Annotated in this window: 19 protein-coding genes and 1 other RNA gene; all 20 read right to left on the bottom strand. The window is 40.3% G+C overall.

Annotation, left to right across the window (positions count from 1 at the left end):
* Positions 1 to 381, bottom strand: coding sequence for a 6-carboxytetrahydropterin synthase QueD (gene queD, locus LHV68_10465; GenBank protein ID MCB4792292.1), 381 nt, complete (start codon positions 379 to 381; stop codon positions 1 to 3).
* A 269-nt stretch (positions 382 to 650) separates the two neighbouring features.
* A complete protein-coding gene (gene murI, locus LHV68_10460) occupies positions 651 to 1,454 on the bottom strand; it encodes a glutamate racemase (protein ID MCB4792291.1) in 804 nt (267 codons plus the stop codon).
* 11 nt (positions 1,455 to 1,465) lie between these two features.
* Entirely contained in the window at positions 1,466 to 3,109 is a 1,644-nt protein-coding gene (locus tag LHV68_10455) for an N-acetylmuramoyl-L-alanine amidase (GenBank protein MCB4792290.1), read from the bottom strand.
* Between the two features lie 4 nt (positions 3,110 to 3,113).
* Complete coding sequence (locus tag LHV68_10450) at positions 3,114 to 4,892, bottom strand: HD domain-containing protein (protein ID MCB4792289.1); 1,779 nt, start codon at positions 4,890 to 4,892, stop codon at positions 3,114 to 3,116.
* A 33-nt stretch (positions 4,893 to 4,925) separates the two neighbouring features.
* The gene (locus tag LHV68_10445) at positions 4,926 to 5,675 is read right to left on the bottom strand and encodes a cyclic nucleotide-binding domain-containing protein (protein MCB4792288.1); all 750 of its coding nucleotides are present in this window, start codon (positions 5,673 to 5,675) and stop codon (positions 4,926 to 4,928) included.
* Positions 5,676 to 5,812: 137 nt separating this feature from the next.
* Positions 5,813 to 6,205, bottom strand: a transfer-messenger RNA (tmRNA) gene (gene ssrA, locus LHV68_10440).
* Between the two features lie 225 nt (positions 6,206 to 6,430).
* The gene (tadA, locus tag LHV68_10435) at positions 6,431 to 6,898 is read right to left on the bottom strand and encodes a tRNA adenosine(34) deaminase TadA (GenBank protein MCB4792287.1); all 468 of its coding nucleotides are present in this window, start codon (positions 6,896 to 6,898) and stop codon (positions 6,431 to 6,433) included.
* A gap of 37 nt (positions 6,899 to 6,935) precedes the next feature.
* Entirely contained in the window at positions 6,936 to 8,201 is a 1,266-nt protein-coding gene (gene serS / locus LHV68_10430; protein MCB4792286.1) for a serine--tRNA ligase, read from the bottom strand.
* Between the two features lie 64 nt (positions 8,202 to 8,265).
* Positions 8,266 to 9,687, bottom strand: a complete 1,422-nt coding sequence (locus LHV68_10425) for an RtcB family protein (protein MCB4792285.1) — start codon at positions 9,685 to 9,687, stop codon at positions 8,266 to 8,268.
* Between the two features lie 135 nt (positions 9,688 to 9,822).
* Entirely contained in the window at positions 9,823 to 10,659 is an 837-nt protein-coding gene (locus LHV68_10420; GenBank protein MCB4792284.1) for an MBL fold metallo-hydrolase, read from the bottom strand.
* Positions 10,656 to 11,171, bottom strand: coding sequence for a ferritin (locus LHV68_10415; GenBank protein ID MCB4792283.1), 516 nt, complete (start codon positions 11,169 to 11,171; stop codon positions 10,656 to 10,658). The genes LHV68_10420 and LHV68_10415 overlap by 4 nt, the downstream gene beginning before the upstream one ends.
* A 15-nt stretch (positions 11,172 to 11,186) precedes the next feature.
* On the bottom strand, positions 11,187 to 11,348 hold the full coding sequence (locus LHV68_10410; GenBank protein MCB4792282.1) for a rubredoxin: 162 nt from the start codon (positions 11,346 to 11,348) through the stop codon (positions 11,187 to 11,189).
* A 121-nt stretch (positions 11,349 to 11,469) separates the two neighbouring features.
* Positions 11,470 to 11,982, bottom strand: coding sequence for a flavin reductase family protein (locus LHV68_10405; protein ID MCB4792281.1), 513 nt, complete (start codon positions 11,980 to 11,982; stop codon positions 11,470 to 11,472).
* Positions 11,983 to 12,078: 96 nt separating this feature from the next.
* A complete protein-coding gene (locus LHV68_10400; GenBank protein MCB4792280.1) occupies positions 12,079 to 12,444 on the bottom strand; it encodes a cupin domain-containing protein in 366 nt (121 codons plus the stop codon).
* Between the two features lie 61 nt (positions 12,445 to 12,505).
* On the bottom strand, positions 12,506 to 13,018 hold the full coding sequence (locus tag LHV68_10395; protein MCB4792279.1) for a flavin reductase family protein: 513 nt from the start codon (positions 13,016 to 13,018) through the stop codon (positions 12,506 to 12,508).
* Positions 13,019 to 13,030: 12 nt separating this feature from the next.
* Entirely contained in the window at positions 13,031 to 13,378 is a 348-nt protein-coding gene (locus tag LHV68_10390; protein MCB4792278.1) for a hypothetical protein, read from the bottom strand.
* 12 nt (positions 13,379 to 13,390) lie between these two features.
* Entirely contained in the window at positions 13,391 to 13,564 is a 174-nt protein-coding gene (locus tag LHV68_10385; GenBank protein MCB4792277.1) for a hypothetical protein, read from the bottom strand.
* Positions 13,565 to 13,577: 13 nt separating this feature from the next.
* The gene (locus LHV68_10380) at positions 13,578 to 14,138 is read right to left on the bottom strand and encodes a nitroreductase family protein (protein ID MCB4792276.1); all 561 of its coding nucleotides are present in this window, start codon (positions 14,136 to 14,138) and stop codon (positions 13,578 to 13,580) included.
* Positions 14,139 to 14,152: 14 nt separating this feature from the next.
* Positions 14,153 to 15,016, bottom strand: a complete 864-nt coding sequence (locus tag LHV68_10375) for a thiamine pyrophosphate-dependent enzyme (protein MCB4792275.1) — start codon at positions 15,014 to 15,016, stop codon at positions 14,153 to 14,155.
* Positions 15,017 to 15,323: 307 nt separating this feature from the next.
* Positions 15,324 to 17,036 carry a 2-oxoacid:acceptor oxidoreductase subunit alpha gene (locus tag LHV68_10370; GenBank protein MCB4792274.1) on the bottom strand — a complete coding sequence of 571 codons (1,713 nt, stop codon included), beginning with the start codon at positions 17,034 to 17,036 and terminating at the stop codon, positions 15,324 to 15,326.
* Between the last annotated feature and the right edge of the window lie 7 nt (positions 17,037 to 17,043).

The following is a 17,043-nucleotide window of genomic DNA, read 5'->3' as shown; positions in this document are numbered from 1 at the left end:
TCACTTGCTTACCACTACACAGGTTATATCGCTTTCCCAAACCATAACCTGTTTAGTTTTAATACCTTTAAAACCGGATTTCTTTATACTATTTTCAAGTTCGTTAAATATATAGGATGCAATATTTTCAGCCGTGGGGTTTATCTTGTCAAAGGGTTTTAGCTTATTAAGCTCCAAATGGTCAAGCTTTGTAAGAATCTTTGAAAGATACATTTTTAAATCTTTAAAATCCATGAGCATGCCAAGTTTGCCCAATTTTTTACCTCCAACCGACACTTTTACTTTCCAGTTATGCCCGTGTAAGTTTTCGCATTTTCCTTTATACCCTCTGAGTGCATGGGCTGAGGAAAAATCATCTTCTACGACTATACAATATTTCATTTTCATTCCCTCACTTACAGTTTCAAGGTTTATTGTACATGCTCAATGATTATGGTGTTTATCTCCGGAATTCAAGTCACTAGTTGAGGTAACCCAGTGCTTTTTTTATCTATATACTTCTTTTCTACGGGCCATCCTTAGTATTAAAATGCCAGCGGAGAAGTGTTATTGCTGGTTTTTATAATCTATTTTCAGTATCGGTTAGAAAATTGGGACAGGAACTATTTACTGCTGTTGCCCAAGTCAATAGTTGAGGTCTGACCCCAGATTTATTCATCTAAGTTTACTTTTTTTACTTTACCGAGCGTCCGGCCAAGAAATCTTTGCCCTAGTGTTTTAAATTTGTCCGGATAATCGCTTACATAAAAGCTGTATTTTCCTTTTGTTTTGGTATTATTGCATAAACCCTTATCTTTTAACACATTAGCCACGCTTTTGGCAGTGGCTGATGCAGAATCAATAAGCTTTACTTTTTCGCCCATAACCTTCCCTATAGCACCTTTAAGCAGCGGATAATGGGTACACCCTAAAACAAGCGTGTCTATTTCAACTTTTTTTAAATCCTTGAGGTATTCCTTAATTATCATATAAGTCGCAGGTTTAGAAAGCCAGCCGCTTTCCACAAGCGGTACAAATAAAGGGCATGCCTTTTGATAAATCCTTTTGCCCCTGTTTCTTTTTCTTATCTCTTTTACGTAAGACAGGCTGTTTACGGTCCCCTCTGTGCCGATAATGCCTATCCTGCCGGTTTTTGTCTGTTCAATAGCGGCTTTAGCTCCTGGTTCAATGACTCCAAGAACTGGAATTTTATATTTCTTTTTTAAAACATCAAGAGCAAGAGAAGATGCAGTATTGCATGCAACAATAATCATTTTTACTTTACTTTTAAGCAAAAACTTTGTGATTTGGCCTGAAAACTTTATTATCGCATCCCTGGATTTTGAGCCGTACGGGATCCGGGCGGTATCGCCGAAATAAATTATAGCTTCATTGGGCAGTTCTTTCATTACCTGAGACATTACGGTCAGCCCGCCAAGCCCTGAATCAAATATTCCTATAGGTTTTGTATTCATAGCCATCCTTTTTATTGTGAATTTTTTGCACTCAATAATTGTTTTCTTTTTTCGTACTGTTTTATTCCGTCATAAATTGCGTCTGCTATTTTTTGCTGGAATTTTTTTGTCCTTAAATAGGCCTCTTCCTGCAGGTTGCTCAAAAAAGCGCATTCTATAAGCACTGCGGGCATCTGTGCCCCGCGCAGTACAAAAAACTCCGCCTGCCTTACTCCCCTGTTTTCTATCTTGGTCCTTTTCGTGACTTCCTGCCCTACAAAACAGCAAAGCTCCGATGACTCATTTATGAATTCATTAACAGCCAGTGACCAAAGCAGCTCCTGTAATTTTTCGCGTTTTTTATTGGGTTTGCCTTCGAGTTTTAATACCGAATTTTCAAGGACAGCTGTCGCCTGCGCTTCTTTATCAGAGGCTTTTTCCGACAAAAAATAGATCTCAAAACCTTTTGTCTCTTTCTTTATAGATGCGTTGCAGTGCACGCAGATAAAAAGGTCTGCTTTTTTTTCATTGGCAAGGTTAGTCCTTTCAACAAGGGGTATGAAAGTATCGTCATTTCTTGTTGTAACTATCTCATAAACACCGGGGTCATTCCTTTCAAAAAGGGTTTTTAACTCTTTTACGATCGCAAGATTTATGTTTTTTTCTTCAGTTCCGTTCTGGCCGACGGCCCCGGGGTCTTCCCCTCCGTGGCCAGCATCAAGGACTAACACTATTTTCTTAATATTTATTTTAGGTTCTGCTTTCTGCTTGGGCTCAAGCCCGCTTACGGCAACAGGAGCAGCCGATGTTATATGAACGGTTTCTGACGATGATAAAACAAGCCCTGTCACCGGCAAAGAGCAGGTGAGCTCAATTTCGTTATTTTCTTCTTTTAATCCCTTGGCCAAAAGAGACCTTCTAACCTCAAATACCAGCCGCATAGGGTTTTCAACAAAACTTGAGCTTACACTCCCGGCCGTTGCAGTAAGATAGATCGTAACAAAGGCCTGGCGGCCTTTTTCATTAACGTCTATTTCGTCTATTACTCCGTCATTTACTTTAATTTTGTCTTTTTCAATTTTTGCACGCTGGAATATTATCTCTATCCTTCCTTTATTTTTTTCATTTATCTGGTAGGGGAGCTTATCTGTCATTTCAATTTCTATCCTGGTGGCATTTTCGTCGGTATAAAACCGCGGAGGGTAAAGATTCAGCTTTTTTTCTACGGTTAAAATATTGGTTTTTGGATTGTAATTCGAATCGGTGTCGCTAAAAGAGGAAAAATCTTCGGATAATATGAATTCTGCAGGTATATAGAGGTTCCCTGAGATAAGGTGGTTCGGTAATTTAAGGTTTTTTTTCCTGCCGTCTATTACTACTTTTGTGCTTTTAATGTAAAAATCTGTTTTTCTGTTGTTCATAAGAAGTGACACTTTACCGGTTATCTGGTGCCAGTCAAGCCTTGCCCCGTATATTCTGGCAAGGTCTTTTATTGAAAAATAGTCATCTCCGCCGTACTTATAAACACTGATTTTACTATTTATCACACTCCCTTCATAAATAGCCTGTATCTTTTCGGCTTTTACCTTTTGCCCTGCAAAAATATCTGTATTCCCTGAGCTATTTAGGCAAAAAACGATGAATAATATTTTTATACATGGAACTATTTTTTTCATGTTGTTATTTAAACTCAAAATTTTTGTTATGAAAGAGGTCTAAGCATATATCCACAACGTCAGAATCATAAAAATTTCCCTTGTGGCATTTTATTTCATTGCAAGCTGACTCCGTACCCATTGACGGCCTGTACGGCCTATGAGACGATATCGCCTCAACGACGTCTGCCACGCATATTATTTTTGCTTCTAAGAAGATCTTGTCTTCTTTGATGCCGTCCGGGTACCCGGAACCGTCTATATGTTCATGGTGCTGCAGGATAATGTGAGCTATCGGCCAGGGGAATTCTATGTCTTTCAATATTTCGTAGCCGACCCGGCAATGGTTTTTTACAAGGTCGTATTCCATCTTGTTTAACCTGCCAGGTTTGCTCAATATCTCCGCAGGGACCTGAATCTTACCTAAATCATGCAGCGTTGCTGCGACCGATATACCTTCGACCTGGTCCTCAGGAAGTTTCATGCACCTGGCTATCGCCACTGCAAGCTGAGCTACGCGTTTCTGGTGTCCCGATGTATATAGGTCTCTTGACTCTATCATTGAAGCGATGGATTGGACAGTGCCGTTTAAGGTTTTCTTTAATTTGGAGACACTTAATCTTAATTCTTCCTGGGCTCTTTCACGGACTACTATAAGTTCCTTTAACATCTGGTTAGCTTTTGACAGTTCGGTTGTTCTTTCATTAATTTTTATTTCTAGGTCATTTTTTGCCCTTTGTATTATATCCTGTACCTCTTTTTGCTCAGTTATATCATGGCCTACGCAGACTATCCCGAGTATATCATCTTCTATATTCCTTATAATAGCGCTTGAAAAAAGCATCGGGATTATATCTTTATCCTTGCTTATACAGGTCACTTCAAGGTTTTTATTCTTGCCAAGCTTCATCAAATCTTTTAATAAGCCGCCTTTTTTTTCAGTTAGCATATCAAGCGGCTTTTCTAAAAGCTCGTTTTTCCGGTATTTAAAAATATCCAGGGCAGCATTGTTTATTGTTTTGATCATGCCTTTGGAGTCTAACAAGAAAAGAGCGTCATTCATCGTCTCAATAATATCGCTGGCAGCAGTTGAAGGATTTAGTACAAAAAGTTTATATTTTGCGATAGCATAAGCTAGCCCGAAAGCCCATATAAGAATAATGACATTTGCTATGGTGGGATTTCTATAAATACCCAGTTTTGGAAGGATAACATCTGTCAAGGTCCCTAAAACAAATGAAACAAGAGTAGTCACTATGATTATGTTAGACTGTTTTATTGTTTTTATGTCGGTCTTATCTGCTTTATTTCTAAAATCAATCAAGAGATAGATCGAAAGCAATAAAAAAGAAATATAATAAACGTAATAGAAGTGCGGCCAAAATGACCCGCCCCAAACAAGAGACCAGCCGTAAGGTTCTTTTACAAAAGCGATTATTGAAGAACTTTTATATTGAACATAGAAAAACAAACTTGGCAGAACAAAAAGACCGGGATAAAGGAAGTTATTTTTCAATAATTCGACTCTTCTTGTAAAAATCAATGCAAACCAGAGGAAAAAACTGCTAAAAAATATCCAGCCGAATGATGAAATATTCCGTATCAGCCTTGCAGTCTCTTCCGTCACGCCAGGGTCCTGTATAATTATGTCCTGAAAGTGCCAGATGCTAAAACAAACTAAAAGAGCAGAAACAACTTTGTTCAGGGTGAGCCTGGAATTTTTAAACAGGATAAAACACGCCAGGTATATGTAGACAAGAAAACAGAAGAAATGCAGGAATGATAGGAGCTTATATGTGTTCAATTTATTTCCTATTTTTAAGAAACCGGCTTTTATTTAAGACACAGAAACCTTGAATTTAAACTGAGATTCCGCTGAGCCTACTATAATCGTATAATCCTTGCCGCTGCTTAATTCAATTTCGTGGTTTCTGACAGGGCCGCCTATTCTTACATCGTTAACGATAGTCCCGAGGGTGCTCCCTCTGTCTATGATAAAGAATTTCCCTTTAAAAAATTGAAGCGACAAATGATTCCTTGAAACATTAAACGGAACTCTATCTTTCAGATAAAGGTCATTATGCGAAAAAAGGTCTTTTGTGAAGCTTTCAGTCTGGCGGCCTATTTTAAACGGAAACTTTTTTATTTCAATGGTTTTATAGTTAAGGGCCTCTTTTGACTCCTGTGTAACACCGGACAATATTATTTTACCTTCAGAATAACTTTCTGCGGTCTTTCCCACGGTGGTTTCAATTATATTTTGGTCAATGTTCCGCAACCTTTCAAATATCTTTTTTAAAAACCAAGTCAGGGCTTCCGGTTTTGTATAAAACAGTCTGTTAAAATCATTCCTGTTGATTACTGTTACCGTGGTATCTTCCAACGCTTCAACGGTCGCCGACCTGGGCCTGTCATCAATCATACTCATTTCGCCGAAAATTTGATTTTTGGCCAAAACTGCCAGGATTATTTTAACTCCTTCTACATTACGGTACACTTCAACCCTTCCGCTTTGTATTATAAAAGCTTCATTGCCGCTGGTGCCTTCTTTGATTATTAATTCGCCTTTTTTAAATATTTTATTCAACAATTATCTCCTAAACAAATCCCTTTGGGAATTTGTTGATTAAACAGATTTTATGAGTCGTTTTATTTTAATCTGCGTAATCGTTTTTAGAATCTGTGTAATCAAGTATGGGATTTTAAAATCCTATACTAATAAAATAGTGGAGATGGCGGGAATCGAACCCGCGTCCGAAGATGCTTCAGCCAGGTTCCTACAGGTTTAGCTGGAATTTAATCTCGCCTCCGGACTCTCTTCCAACGGGACACTCCGGAAGCCAGCTCCGTTGTTGTTTCATTTAAACCGGACGAAACGCGCCGGCTTAAACTAACCCGATATCGTCGTTTCTTCCCCCTATCAGGTTTCGGAAGAGAAACGTAACCGCGATTAAGCGGCTAAAGGCAGGCTTAAAGGAGCCATATTCTGGATCCCTAAGCTGCCAAACGGCAAATGTAATTTGTCGTTTATTATTTGGTCGATTTTTACCGAGCCCTCGACCAACTCGTACCTGCCACCTGTACATCTTTCATCCACGTCGAGACCTTGTCATCCCCTATGTCGCATCCCGCTTTGCGGGACTTAGTCCCGATTATCGGGACTTGTTCCGGCTCGAGCGGTTATCGCTCGCCGGAATACTCCCGGAGGGAAACTATGTTTCCCTTCCGCGTTCGGCTTATCCGCCACAGGCGGATTCGCCTTACTGAACCCTTCTAAGTTGTGATTTATATGTCGCATCCCGCTTTGCGGGACTTAAACACCAATAAAACAAGAACAAATGGTTATCTTTTGGACCTGAAGAAATTTTGGATCAAAGAACGGCACTCTTTTTCTAATATACCGCCGGTCACTTTTATCTTGTGGTTTAGTTTTTTACTGTTTGCAATGTTAAAAACCGAGCCGCAGGCACCGGCTTTTTTGTCATATGCACCAAAGATTACCTCTTTTATCCTTGACCAGACAAGGGCTCCTGCACACATCGGGCATGGTTCTACGGTAACATACAGCTTGCAGTCAGCCAACCTGTAATTCCCAAGTCTTTTGCAGGCTTTACGGATAACATTTATTTCGGCATGAGCTGTGGGGTCATTTAGGCCTATATTTCTGTTATGCCCACGGGCTACTACCTTGCCTTTAGAAACCAAAACTGCGCCTATAGGTACCTCATCTCTTTTTTGGGCTTTATTGGCTTCTTTCAACGCTTCTTTTATATATTTTTCATTTAAAGAACTTTCGCCTTTCTTTTTCATATTCTATTTGATTTCCGGTTTTTTGTCAATTAATACATTATACATTCAATTTATCTATCTTCGTATATGGCTGCAGCGCCTTTGGGATAAGGACAGAACCGTCTTTTTGCTGGTAGTTTTCAAGTATGGCGGCAAAAGTCCGGCCTATGGCTACACCGGAACCGTTAAGGGTGTGGGCAAACTCTTTTCTTTTATCCTGGTACCTGATCTTTATGTTCATTCTGCGCGCCTGGAAATCTTTAAAATTTGAGCAGGAAGAAATCTCTCTCCAGGTTTTCTCACCCGGCATCCAGACTTCGAGGTCATAAGTTTTTGCAGAAGAAAAACCGATATCTCCGGTACAAAGGGCAATTACTCTGTAGGGGATGCCCAAAAGCTTCAGCACCTCTTCTGCGTCAAGGGTCAGGCTTTCCAGTTCATCACCGGAGGTTTCAGGTTTGACTATCTTTACGAGTTCAACTTTGTTAAACTGATGGTTCCTGATAAGTCCTTTTGTATCTTTGCCGTACGAACCAGCTTCCCTCCTGAAACATGCTGAATATGATACATATTTTTTCGGCAGGTCTTTTTCTTCAATAAATTCGTCTCTGTGTATGTTTGTTACCGAGACCTCGGCGGTCGGTATCAGATAAAGGTCGTCATCTTTGCATTTGAAAAGCTCGTCTGCAAATTTCGGAAGCTGGCCTGTCCCCTGCATAGTCGTTGAGCTTACCAGGTACGGAGCCATAACTTCGCTGTACCCCTTTTTTATATGTACATCTATCATAAAATTTATAAGTGCACGCTCCAAAACGCATCCTGCACCTTTTAGCAATGCAAACCTAGCGCCCGAAAGTTTTGCCGCTGTTTCAAAGTCAAGCACCCCAAGTTTCTCTCCGATTTCCCAGTGGTTTTTAGCCGTAAAATCAAAGCTGGGGATATCTCCAGACCGCCTCACCACTTTGTTATCTTGGGCGCTGCGGCCAACCGGAGTCGTTTCATCAGGAATATTTGGAATATTAAGCAAAAATTCTTCTATTTTTTTGTCAAGATCCTGCGTTATTTTTTCTTTTTCTTTAATTTCCTCGTTCACCTTATTCATTTCTGTAACAATACCAGCAATCGGATCTTTTTTGCTTTTAAGCTTCCCTATTTCATCCGATTTTTTATTCCTTATTTCCTGTAAAGCATTTAGTTCATTGATAACTTTTCGCCTTGTGGCATCCCAGCAAATTATATCATCAAGAAGTATTGTTTTTCCTCGTTTTTCCAGCGCCTGTTTTACAAGGTCAGGATTTTCCCTAATTAATTTTATATCTAACATAACTTTCCCTTCCTTTTCAAATTTCGTATTTCGAAATTCGGGATTCGTATTTTGTTTCTTTAGTTTATCCTTTGATTACCCCTAAGGGCTTTAATTTTGCGACTTTTTTCGATATGCCTGCCATATGGCATATTTCAACTATTTTAGATACATCCTTATACGCGCTCGGAGCTTCCTCAGCCAGAGTTTTCCATGACTCGGATTTTACATGTATTCCCTGTTTTTCCAGCCTGCCGGCCAGTTCCGATCCTCTAGTACCTTTTAACGCCTGTGTCCTGGACATCACCCTTCCTGCACCATGGCACGTTGAACCCCAGGTTTCATCCATAGCTTGCTGAGTCCCTGTTAAAACATACGATTCTGTGCCCATTGTACCGGGAACCAAGACAGGCTGGCCGATTTGTTTATAGCCATCCGGTATATCAGGATGGCCTTTTGCAAAGGCCCTTGTTGCTCCTTTTCTGTGAACAAATAATTTTTTACCTTTATGCTCTTCAAATTTCCCGATATTATGTGCAACATCATATACTACTTCAAGCCCCAGATCTTTAGGGGAACTACCCAGTGTTTGCATCAATGTTTCCCGCACCCAGTGTGTAATTATCTGCCTGTTCGCCCAAGCATAGTTCGCCGCTCCTGCCATTGCGGCAAAATACCTTTGCGCCTCACCTGAGTTGATAGGCGCGCAGACAAGCTGAGGGTCCGGAATGCTAATATTATATTTATGCATCGCATTGTGCAAGATCCTCAAATAATCGTCGCAGATCTGATATCCAAGGCCCCTCGAACCGGTGTGTATCATTACGGTTATCTGGTCTTTGAAAAGGCCTAATATGTTTGCTGCTTCTTCGTCATATACTTCTTCAACCGCTTGAATTTCAAGAAAATGGTTCCCGGCCCCAAGCGTACCAAGCTGTTCCCTGCCGCGCTCCAGGGAACGTTCGCTTGCACATGACGGGTCGGCTCCTTCAAACGTTCCGGATTCTTCCGTATGTTTCAGGTCGTCTTTTGTGCCGTAACCTCTTTTTACGGCCCAAGCCGATCCTTCTTCTAAAACCTGCTTAACCTCGTTTATCTTTAAGTTTAGTTTTCCGGTCGAGCCGACTCCGGAAGGTATATTTGAAAAAAGTCCTGAGATAAGGCGTGGTATTTCTTTTAATACATCTTCTTTTTCCAAATTCGTGCGAAGAAGCCTTACCCCGCAATTGATGTCATACCCTATACCGCCCGGTGATATCACCCCTTCCTTAACATCAAAAGCTGCAACTCCGCCGATCGGAAAACCGTACCCCCAGTGAATATCCGGCATAGCCATAGATTTTTCAACTATCCCGGGCATAGTTGCCACATTGGCTACCTGCTGCGCCGCTTTTTCGCGGATAATATGGTCTACCATCGAAGAAACCGTATAAATTATTCCGGGAACCCGCATGGCGCCTGTTTTAGGCACTTCCCACCTGCAATCATCTATTTTGTTCAACTGCATATTAGTTTAAATGCAAAATGAAAATTGTAAAATGTAAAATTGTGGTATCCCGCTTTGCGGGATTTATTAAAATAAGTCCGCGATAGCGGACACCGCAATTTTGCATTTTTCACTTTGAATTTTTAATTTCCTTAATTATATATTAATTTCGTCTTGTTCTTTAACTGCAAAAATATTGAATTTTAAATTTTCTTTTTTGCATATACCCTTATATTTCTTTTCTATCGCATCCAGCTCTTTGTCTTTCCTGTCAGGGTCGTGGTGATAAAAACCGAGGTTAGCAACATTTGCATCTTTTGCAAGCCTTACCACCTGCTCAAAGGTAGAATGCCCCCAGCCTTTTGTTTTTTCGTACTCTGCTTCGCTGAACTGGGCGTCATGCACCAGACAGGATGCACCTTTGCAAAATTCCACGAATTCACGCCATTTTGTTACGGGTTTTTCGCTGTCAAGCTCATTATCTGTAAGGAAAACAAAGGATTTTTTCCTGTGTTCAAGTCTTATCCCTAAAGTATATATAGGATGGTTAGTAACTATCGTTTTTCCTTTGAACTTGCCATTAAGTTCCATACTGCCTTTACAGGAATCATCGAAAATTATCTTTGATTTTAAATCAGAAAACCTTACAGGAAAGAACTCATAAGACATCTGTTTTAACAATATGTTCTTTATCTGATTGTCCGAGCCTGCGCACCCCATAATATTTATTTTTGACTTTTCGTTATAGATAGGCTTAAAGAAAGGAAAACCCTGTATATGGTCCCAGTGGGAGTGTGTTATAAAAAGGTTTATGTTCGTTATATCTTTTTTTACCAGTTCCTCGCCCAGTTTCCTGATCCCTGTCCCTGCATCGATTATCAGGACATTTCCGTCCATAACAACCTCAACGCAGGATGTATTTCCTCCGTATTTTATCATTCTGCTGTCAGGTACAGGGATCGAACCCCTGCACCCCCAGAATTTTATTTTCATAGGATTATCCCTCTTGCATCGTATTTAGGAGGTTTAAAAACGCGGCGGGCCATTTCTTTATCCAGGAGTGCAAGGTCTTTGGCCTTTTTTATTTTAGCGATCACTTTTGCAGCTGATTCTTCTTCCTCTTGCTGCTCTTTTACATACCAGTCAAGGAAATCCACGGCTTCTTTGTCATCTTCGCTTTTTGCCAGCCTTACAAGATCGTGTATCAATTTTGTCACTTTCTGTTCGTGCTCCAGAGTATGCATAAAAGCATCCAGCGGAGATTTCCATTTTGTAGGCGGGGCTTCAATTTTCCCGAGGATCACAATCCCGCCTCTTTTATAGACGTAATTATAAAATTTCATCGCATGTGACTTTTCTTCCCCTACCTGGACTTTCATCCAGTTTGAAAAACCTTTAAGGTTTATAGAATTAAAATATTGCGCCATTGAAAGGTACAGATACCCAGAATAAAGTTCCCTGTTTATTTGCCTGCTGATAGTTTCCTGAAGTCTTTCTTTTATCATTTCCTTGCCTCCGATTTATTCTGTTTTTTCAAATTGGTCTTTTGTCGCACCGCAAATGGGACAAACCCAGGAAGCAGGCAAATTTTCAAACGACGTCCCGGGCGCTATTTTCCCGTCTGGATCCCCTTCTTTCGGGTCGTAAACATAACCGCAAACCACACATTTATACTTGTCCATTTAGAACTCCTTTTAGCGTTCAGCGAATAGCGTAGAGCGGATAGAAAATCAAAACCTTAATTCATTGACTTCACTATACGCTAAACGCTATACGCTCCACGCTTTGTTTATTCGCTATCCGCTAAACGCTTTGTTTTATGAACGTCGGGGCATTGGCTTGCGATTTGCCTTTCTTAACTTTGTGATAATAGTCATACGTTAACGGGATCCCGTCTTTTATGCATTGTGCCTCTACCACCCTGCCTACGAAGACAGTGTGTGTCCCGGCGTCCAGGCAGCTCTCAAGCTCGCATTCAAAAAAAGCTAGAGAATTGGCAGTAATTACGGGAGCACCTGTCACCCCTTTTTTGTATTCCATATTCTCAAATTTATTGAATGTTTTCCCGGATTTAAACCCGAAATGCCCGATAAAAGTCATCGGCACATCCTGTTCCAGGACAGATACAGAAAATACTTTACTATCCCTGATAAACTGATGGGTAAGGTTATCCCTATGCAAACAGGCGGTTATTTTTGCCGGTTCTGCCGTTATCTGTATCACGGTCGTAGCTACCTGAGCGTTCAATTTATCTGCGTTCTTTGACCCGACAATATACATGCCGTAACTTATTTTCTCCAATGCCTTTAAATCCATTTTCATTCCTTTAATGCCTTACCGAAAATATAAGCCCCGACTCATGTCGGGATAAGAAAGTTAATGATAGCGGGATGTCACGTTATTAAAGAAGCCTCAAGTTTCAGCCGGAGAAGCTTCGTTTGAACGGATCATCGTTAAAACCATTTTGAATTGATTCGTTGCTTCCAGGGCATGAGGTTCGTTTGCAGGAAGTATTATCATTTCTCCGGCTTTAATATCATGCTTTTTTCCTGATATCATTATTCTGGCACCGCCTTCTAAGATATAAATGTATGCATCAAAAGGTGCTTTATGCTCGCTTAAAGCCTGGCCCTTATCAAACGCAAAAAGCGTGATGTTCCCGGTCTCTTTTTTTAATATCACCCTGCTGACTATGGAACCGGCTTGGTATGATATAAGCTTATTTAGCTTAATAGCTTTACCTATAAGCTCGCCTTTTCCTGTCTTTGCGTTATCCATTTTTCTCCTGCTTTTCTCCTGCAAGTAACTTTAAGGATTTCTTAAATCCCTGTATAAAAATTTATATAGTTTCGTAAGCTTTTAGAATTTTCCCGTAAAACAAGGTATGAAAACTGTCATCTCCGTAATATTTTTTTATTATGCCGGGTTCTAAGGTTTCTTTAAGCAGGGAATTCTTATGGATTATTTCGCATTCGTAATACAGATCGCATCCTTCAACGATTTTAACTCCTTGGATTTTTCCGTTGGCCAGTTTAATGCCGCTTTTCTCTATTTTGTTTTCTATTTCGCCCGAATGTGACCCGCAGTACGAGAGTTCTTCTTTTAGTTTACCTCCGGGTACGCTTACGGAAAAATACCTGGCATTCTTCAGAAGTTTGTACGTATGCCGTAACGGCCTTACCAAAACCGTCATTACCGGTTCATTCCATATAACACCTATCATCCCCCAGCCGATAGTCATTACATTTATCTTTCCTTCTTTATCTTCAACGCATAAAAATACCCCGTCTTCCAGCATCGCTTCATAAAATTCCCTGCATTTTGAAAATATTTCGATTTCCCTTATTCCCATTTATAGTTCCCTTTATTTTAGAAATACCCTCATTTTAGTAACCAGACTGCCTCCGAGGTTACATTCGGATTTTACTGCTACCTCATCGCCCGGTTTTACGTCTATCAAAACATAAGAGGCGTCCTGGCTTGCATTGCTTGTCTGGCTTTGAAAATTCTGCTTTACTAATTCTTTTCCGTTTACAGAAACTCTTATCTCTTCTATGAAATGTTTTTTTCTGTCCCTTGAATCATGCAGGACACTAACGCTTAACATTTTTGTTTTATTGTCAAAACTCAAGGTTGTATCTTTTGCCGGATGAGCCAGTAAAACCGCTGCATTTAAAATCAGGGTAAAAAAAATAAAATATGTTTTAAACATTGTCCCCGTCCTTTAGCTGTTAGCTATAACAACTATAATGAAATGTATCGTAGCAAGAATGATTGCGCTAAAAGCAAGAAATTTATGGTACTTCAATTTCCATCTTAATAATCCGCTTAATGCCGTAATAAAAACAAGCGAATACGCGATTATTCCGAGCGGTTTGATTAAAGTGTGTATCTGCATAATTTACCTTCCTTCATATTTTATACTTATTGAAAAATACTATAGCTTCCACCGGTTTGCGCTGGGGCCTTTCTTTTTCTGTTTCTGCCTGCTTTTGGCTTAAACTGGGTTTCATCACATCTGAATGCTTGCCGAATATAACAAGGGTGATAACTTCCATTTCCTGCGGTATTCCGAGGGCTTCCCTGACCTTTTGCGGGGCATAGCCTGCTATAGGATGGGCTACAAAGCCAAGTTCAGCGGCACGCAATATCATAAAAGCCGTGGCCATTCCGGTATCGAATAAATAGTAATCCCTGCCGTCTTTGATAACACAGTCCAAATCTTTTTTACTTGTAACCGCTATTATCATCGAAGCGTCAGTTGCCCATTTATTGCCTTCATTAAGGGCCTCTTTTACTTTGTTTAATGCATCCTCTTCATAAGCAAAAACGTACCTCCAGGGCTGGTTGTTGAAACACGACAGGCAAAGCTGAATCGCGGAAGCGAGCTCATTCAACAGGTTTTCATCGATTTTGACCCGGTCAAGGGACCGGTATGACCTTCTTATTTCTATGGCTTTTTTTACATCCATAAAATACCTCTTTTTCAGGCTTTAAGCGTTTCAATCATTTTAGACAATTCGCCCTTATTTACTTTTCGTTTATATAACGGGTCTTTCATATTCTTATAAACGGCTAAGCTGTTCTCAAAAGGAGTTCTCTTTTCATTGATATAAAATATACCAAGCGGGAGTTTGTTTTCCTCCGTTGCTCTTTCAAAGGCCTTGACTTTATTATGAGGGTCATAGGCATCTTCTAAATAATAAGTATTTTCCTTAAACCAGGCAAACGTGTTTGTTTTATTAAAAGTCACACAGGGCTGCAGTATGTCGACCAGGGCGTATCCTTTATGTAAAACAGCTTTTTTAATTATTTCTTTTGTTTTATCCGTATCCCCGGCAAAAGCCCTTGCAACAAAAGGGGCTTCAAGCGAAATTGCAATCGCTAAAGGGTTAAACGGCTGTTCTATTACTCCCTGCACCTGGACCGGAGTTACAAAACCAAGCTGGCTTGTAGGCGAGGCCTGGCCTTTCGTAAGACCGTAAACCATATTATTGTGCACGATATGCGTTATGTCCGGGTTTCTCCTGATCACATGCAGGAAATGGTTCCCGCCTTCGCCGTAAGTGCAGCCGTCGCCGCTTTCTGCTATTACCACAAGTTCCGGGTTAGACATCTTTATGGCACTTGCGACAGGAAGAGACCTTCCATGAAGCCCGTTAAAATAGTTGCATTTGAAATAATGCGGTGCTTTTGCCGCCTGTCCGATACCTGATGATACCACAAGCCTTTCAGGGTTTATAGACAGCTCTGACAGAACCTTTTTCAGGATATTTAATATAGCGTGGTCTCCGCATCCCGGGCACCAGGCAATATCCACATTTCCCACATCATAGTCTTTTGGTTCCATACTAGTCCTCAAAACGAAAATTCATGTTCGACCTTGTTAAAGATGTAAACCCTTAAAAATTTCCACAATGGAATTTATATCTTCAAATTGAGACATTTGTTAGTTAAACTAAAATATATTTGAATTATCAATCAATTATTATAATTTATGTTAGCACAAAGTTTATCTAAATTTGACTATTATTGGTAGTATTTGTGCCTATTTAGTTATACTTAGCAGTATTAATACCTATTTAACTATAGTTAACTCTATTTAATAAATAATAACTTATTCCATTTTTTCGCTTTAATGACAGTTTTATATTAACTTATTTTACAATTATTTCTTTCAGTTTTTGCTCTACCTCTTCGACCGAGAACGGCATACCGCTGTATTTTAGTATCTTGTTTTCTATTTCTATACCTGTTTCAAGTTTGATGAGTTTTGCAAACTGCGAAGTTGCATTATTTTCTACGATTATAAGTTTTTTTGCTTTCTTTAGGTACTCCGAGGTTTTTGGATGAAGGGGATATACCTGCTTGAAATAAAGAAATGAAGCATCTTTCGTCCCTATGTTCGATATCGCTTCATCTATGATATGGCATGTCGAACCCCAGCCGATCACGAGGGTTTTGTAATCTTTATTGCCTATCAGCTCAGGTTCAAGTATATCCTGTTTTATCAATTCCATTTTTTTTAGCCTTTTATCAACCATTTTTACCCTTAATGAGAGGTCTTCTGTTATACGTCCATCTTCGTCATGCTCGTCGCTGTCTGCGCACACCATTCCCTCGCCGTACCCCGGGATTCCTCTCGGAGATATGCCGTCACCGGCCAGCTTGTACCTTTTGTAATCTTTTGAAGTCTTAACGAAGAAGTTTTCCTTATTCTCATCTAATTCAAGTGATTTCATATTGTAGTAGGCATCAATAATATACTGGTCGGTCAGGACAAAGACCGTGACCTGGTACTTGTCTGCCAGGTAAAAAGCTTTCTGGCCGATCATAAACATATCCTTTAATGTCCCGGGAGCAAAAATAATCCTCGGGAATTCCCCGTGGCCTGAATAAAGAGCAAGCTCAAGATCCGCCTGTTCTGTCCTTGTGGGAAGGCCGGTAGCAGGGCCCGGCCTCTGCGCCAGATGTATGACCAGAGGAGTCTCCGTCATAGCAGCAAGGCTTACTCCTTCTTCCATAAGGGCAAAACCGCCTCCTGAAGTAGAAGCAAGCGCTTTTGCACCTGTATAAAATGCGCCTATCGCCATATTTATAGCGCTTATCTCGTCTTCTGCCTGTTCTACGGCAATTCCGAACTTCTCGGCATTTTTTGCCATATAAGTCAGTATGCCGGTTGACGGGGACATAGGATAAGCCGATATAAAATTACAGCCTCCTGAAATAAAGCCCAAGCTTAATATCTCGGCTCCGTCTACAAGTATCTCATGTTTTACGTCATTATCTTTATTTATTTTAAAATCTATGTTTTCTTTCTTCTTTAATTCATCTCCCAGAGAATACCCCTTGTCTACAGCTTTAATGTTTTTTGTAAGGATATCTTCGCCTTTTCTTTTAAACAGCTTTGTAATCTCTCCGGTTAAAACAGCCTTTTCGCAGTCAAATAGACTTGCAATTATCCCTGCTGTTATCACATTTAAAAAAATCTTCCCGCCTATTTCCTCGGCTATTTTCGTCAACGGAAGCCTGATAATCGTATTTTTCGAAAGCATCTCGGTTTCGATGTTTTCCTCTTCGCCAATCACTATAGTTCCTGCCCCTATCCTGCCGGAAAGCCTGATGACACTGCCTTTTGTCAGGCAAAGGAGCACATCTATCCTGTCGGAATAGGCATATACTTTATTTGATGAGACCCTTATAGCTGTGGAATTTATTCCGCCTCTTACCCTGGACATGTATTCCTGGGAGGCAAAAACATTGTACCCGGAAAGTTTAAAGGCCCGGACAAGTATGCTTTCAATACTCTGAATGCCCTGGCCTGCCTCGCCTGCTAAAACGATCGAATAACCTTGTTTTTTATCCATCATTTTACCC

The sequence above is a fragment of the Candidatus Liberimonas magnetica genome (assembly GCA_020523885.1).
GTDB classification, from domain to species: Bacteria; Elusimicrobiota; Endomicrobiia; order Endomicrobiales; family JAFGIL01; genus Liberimonas; species Liberimonas magnetica.
The sequence above is the reverse complement of the archived record's forward strand: the minus strand, read 5'-3'. Positions and strand labels throughout refer to the sequence as shown.

Coding starts and splice junctions, on each gene's coding strand:
- queD (MCB4792292.1), bottom strand. CDS start 381: ATGAAATATTGTATAGTCGTAGAAGATGATTTTTCCTCAGCCCATGCA.
- tadA (MCB4792287.1), bottom strand. CDS start 6,898: ATGAAAAAGAAAGGCGAAAGTTCTTTAAATGAAAAATATATAAAAGAA.
- LHV68_10385 (MCB4792277.1), bottom strand. CDS start 13,564: ATGCAGATACACACTTTAATCAAACCGCTCGGAATAATCGCGTATTCG.
- LHV68_10375 (MCB4792275.1), bottom strand. CDS start 15,016: ATGGAACCAAAAGACTATGATGTGGGAAATGTGGATATTGCCTGGTGC.
- serS (MCB4792286.1), bottom strand. CDS start 8,201: ATGTTAGATATAAAATTAATTAGGGAAAATCCTGACCTTGTAAAACAG.
- LHV68_10420 (MCB4792284.1), bottom strand. CDS start 10,659: ATGAAAATAAAATTCTGGGGGTGCAGGGGTTCGATCCCTGTACCTGAC.
- LHV68_10410 (MCB4792282.1), bottom strand. CDS start 11,348: ATGGACAAGTATAAATGTGTGGTTTGCGGTTATGTTTACGACCCGAAA.
- LHV68_10395 (MCB4792279.1), bottom strand. CDS start 13,018: ATGGGAATAAGGGAAATCGAAATATTTTCAAAATGCAGGGAATTTTAT.
- LHV68_10380 (MCB4792276.1), bottom strand. CDS start 14,138: ATGGATGTAAAAAAAGCCATAGAAATAAGAAGGTCATACCGGTCCCTT.
- LHV68_10370 (MCB4792274.1), bottom strand. CDS start 17,036: ATGATGGATAAAAAACAAGGTTATTCGATCGTTTTAGCAGGCGAGGCA.
- LHV68_10415 (MCB4792283.1), bottom strand. CDS start 11,171: ATGATAAAAGAAAGACTTCAGGAAACTATCAGCAGGCAAATAAACAGG.
- LHV68_10400 (MCB4792280.1), bottom strand. CDS start 12,444: ATGGATAACGCAAAGACAGGAAAAGGCGAGCTTATAGGTAAAGCTATT.
- LHV68_10390 (MCB4792278.1), bottom strand. CDS start 13,378: ATGTTTAAAACATATTTTATTTTTTTTACCCTGATTTTAAATGCAGCG.
- LHV68_10455 (MCB4792290.1), bottom strand. CDS start 3,109: ATGAAAAAAATAGTTCCATGTATAAAAATATTATTCATCGTTTTTTGC.
- LHV68_10405 (MCB4792281.1), bottom strand. CDS start 11,982: ATGGATTTAAAGGCATTGGAGAAAATAAGTTACGGCATGTATATTGTC.
- murI (MCB4792291.1), bottom strand. CDS start 1,454: ATGAATACAAAACCTATAGGAATATTTGATTCAGGGCTTGGCGGGCTG.
- LHV68_10425 (MCB4792285.1), bottom strand. CDS start 9,687: ATGCAGTTGAACAAAATAGATGATTGCAGGTGGGAAGTGCCTAAAACA.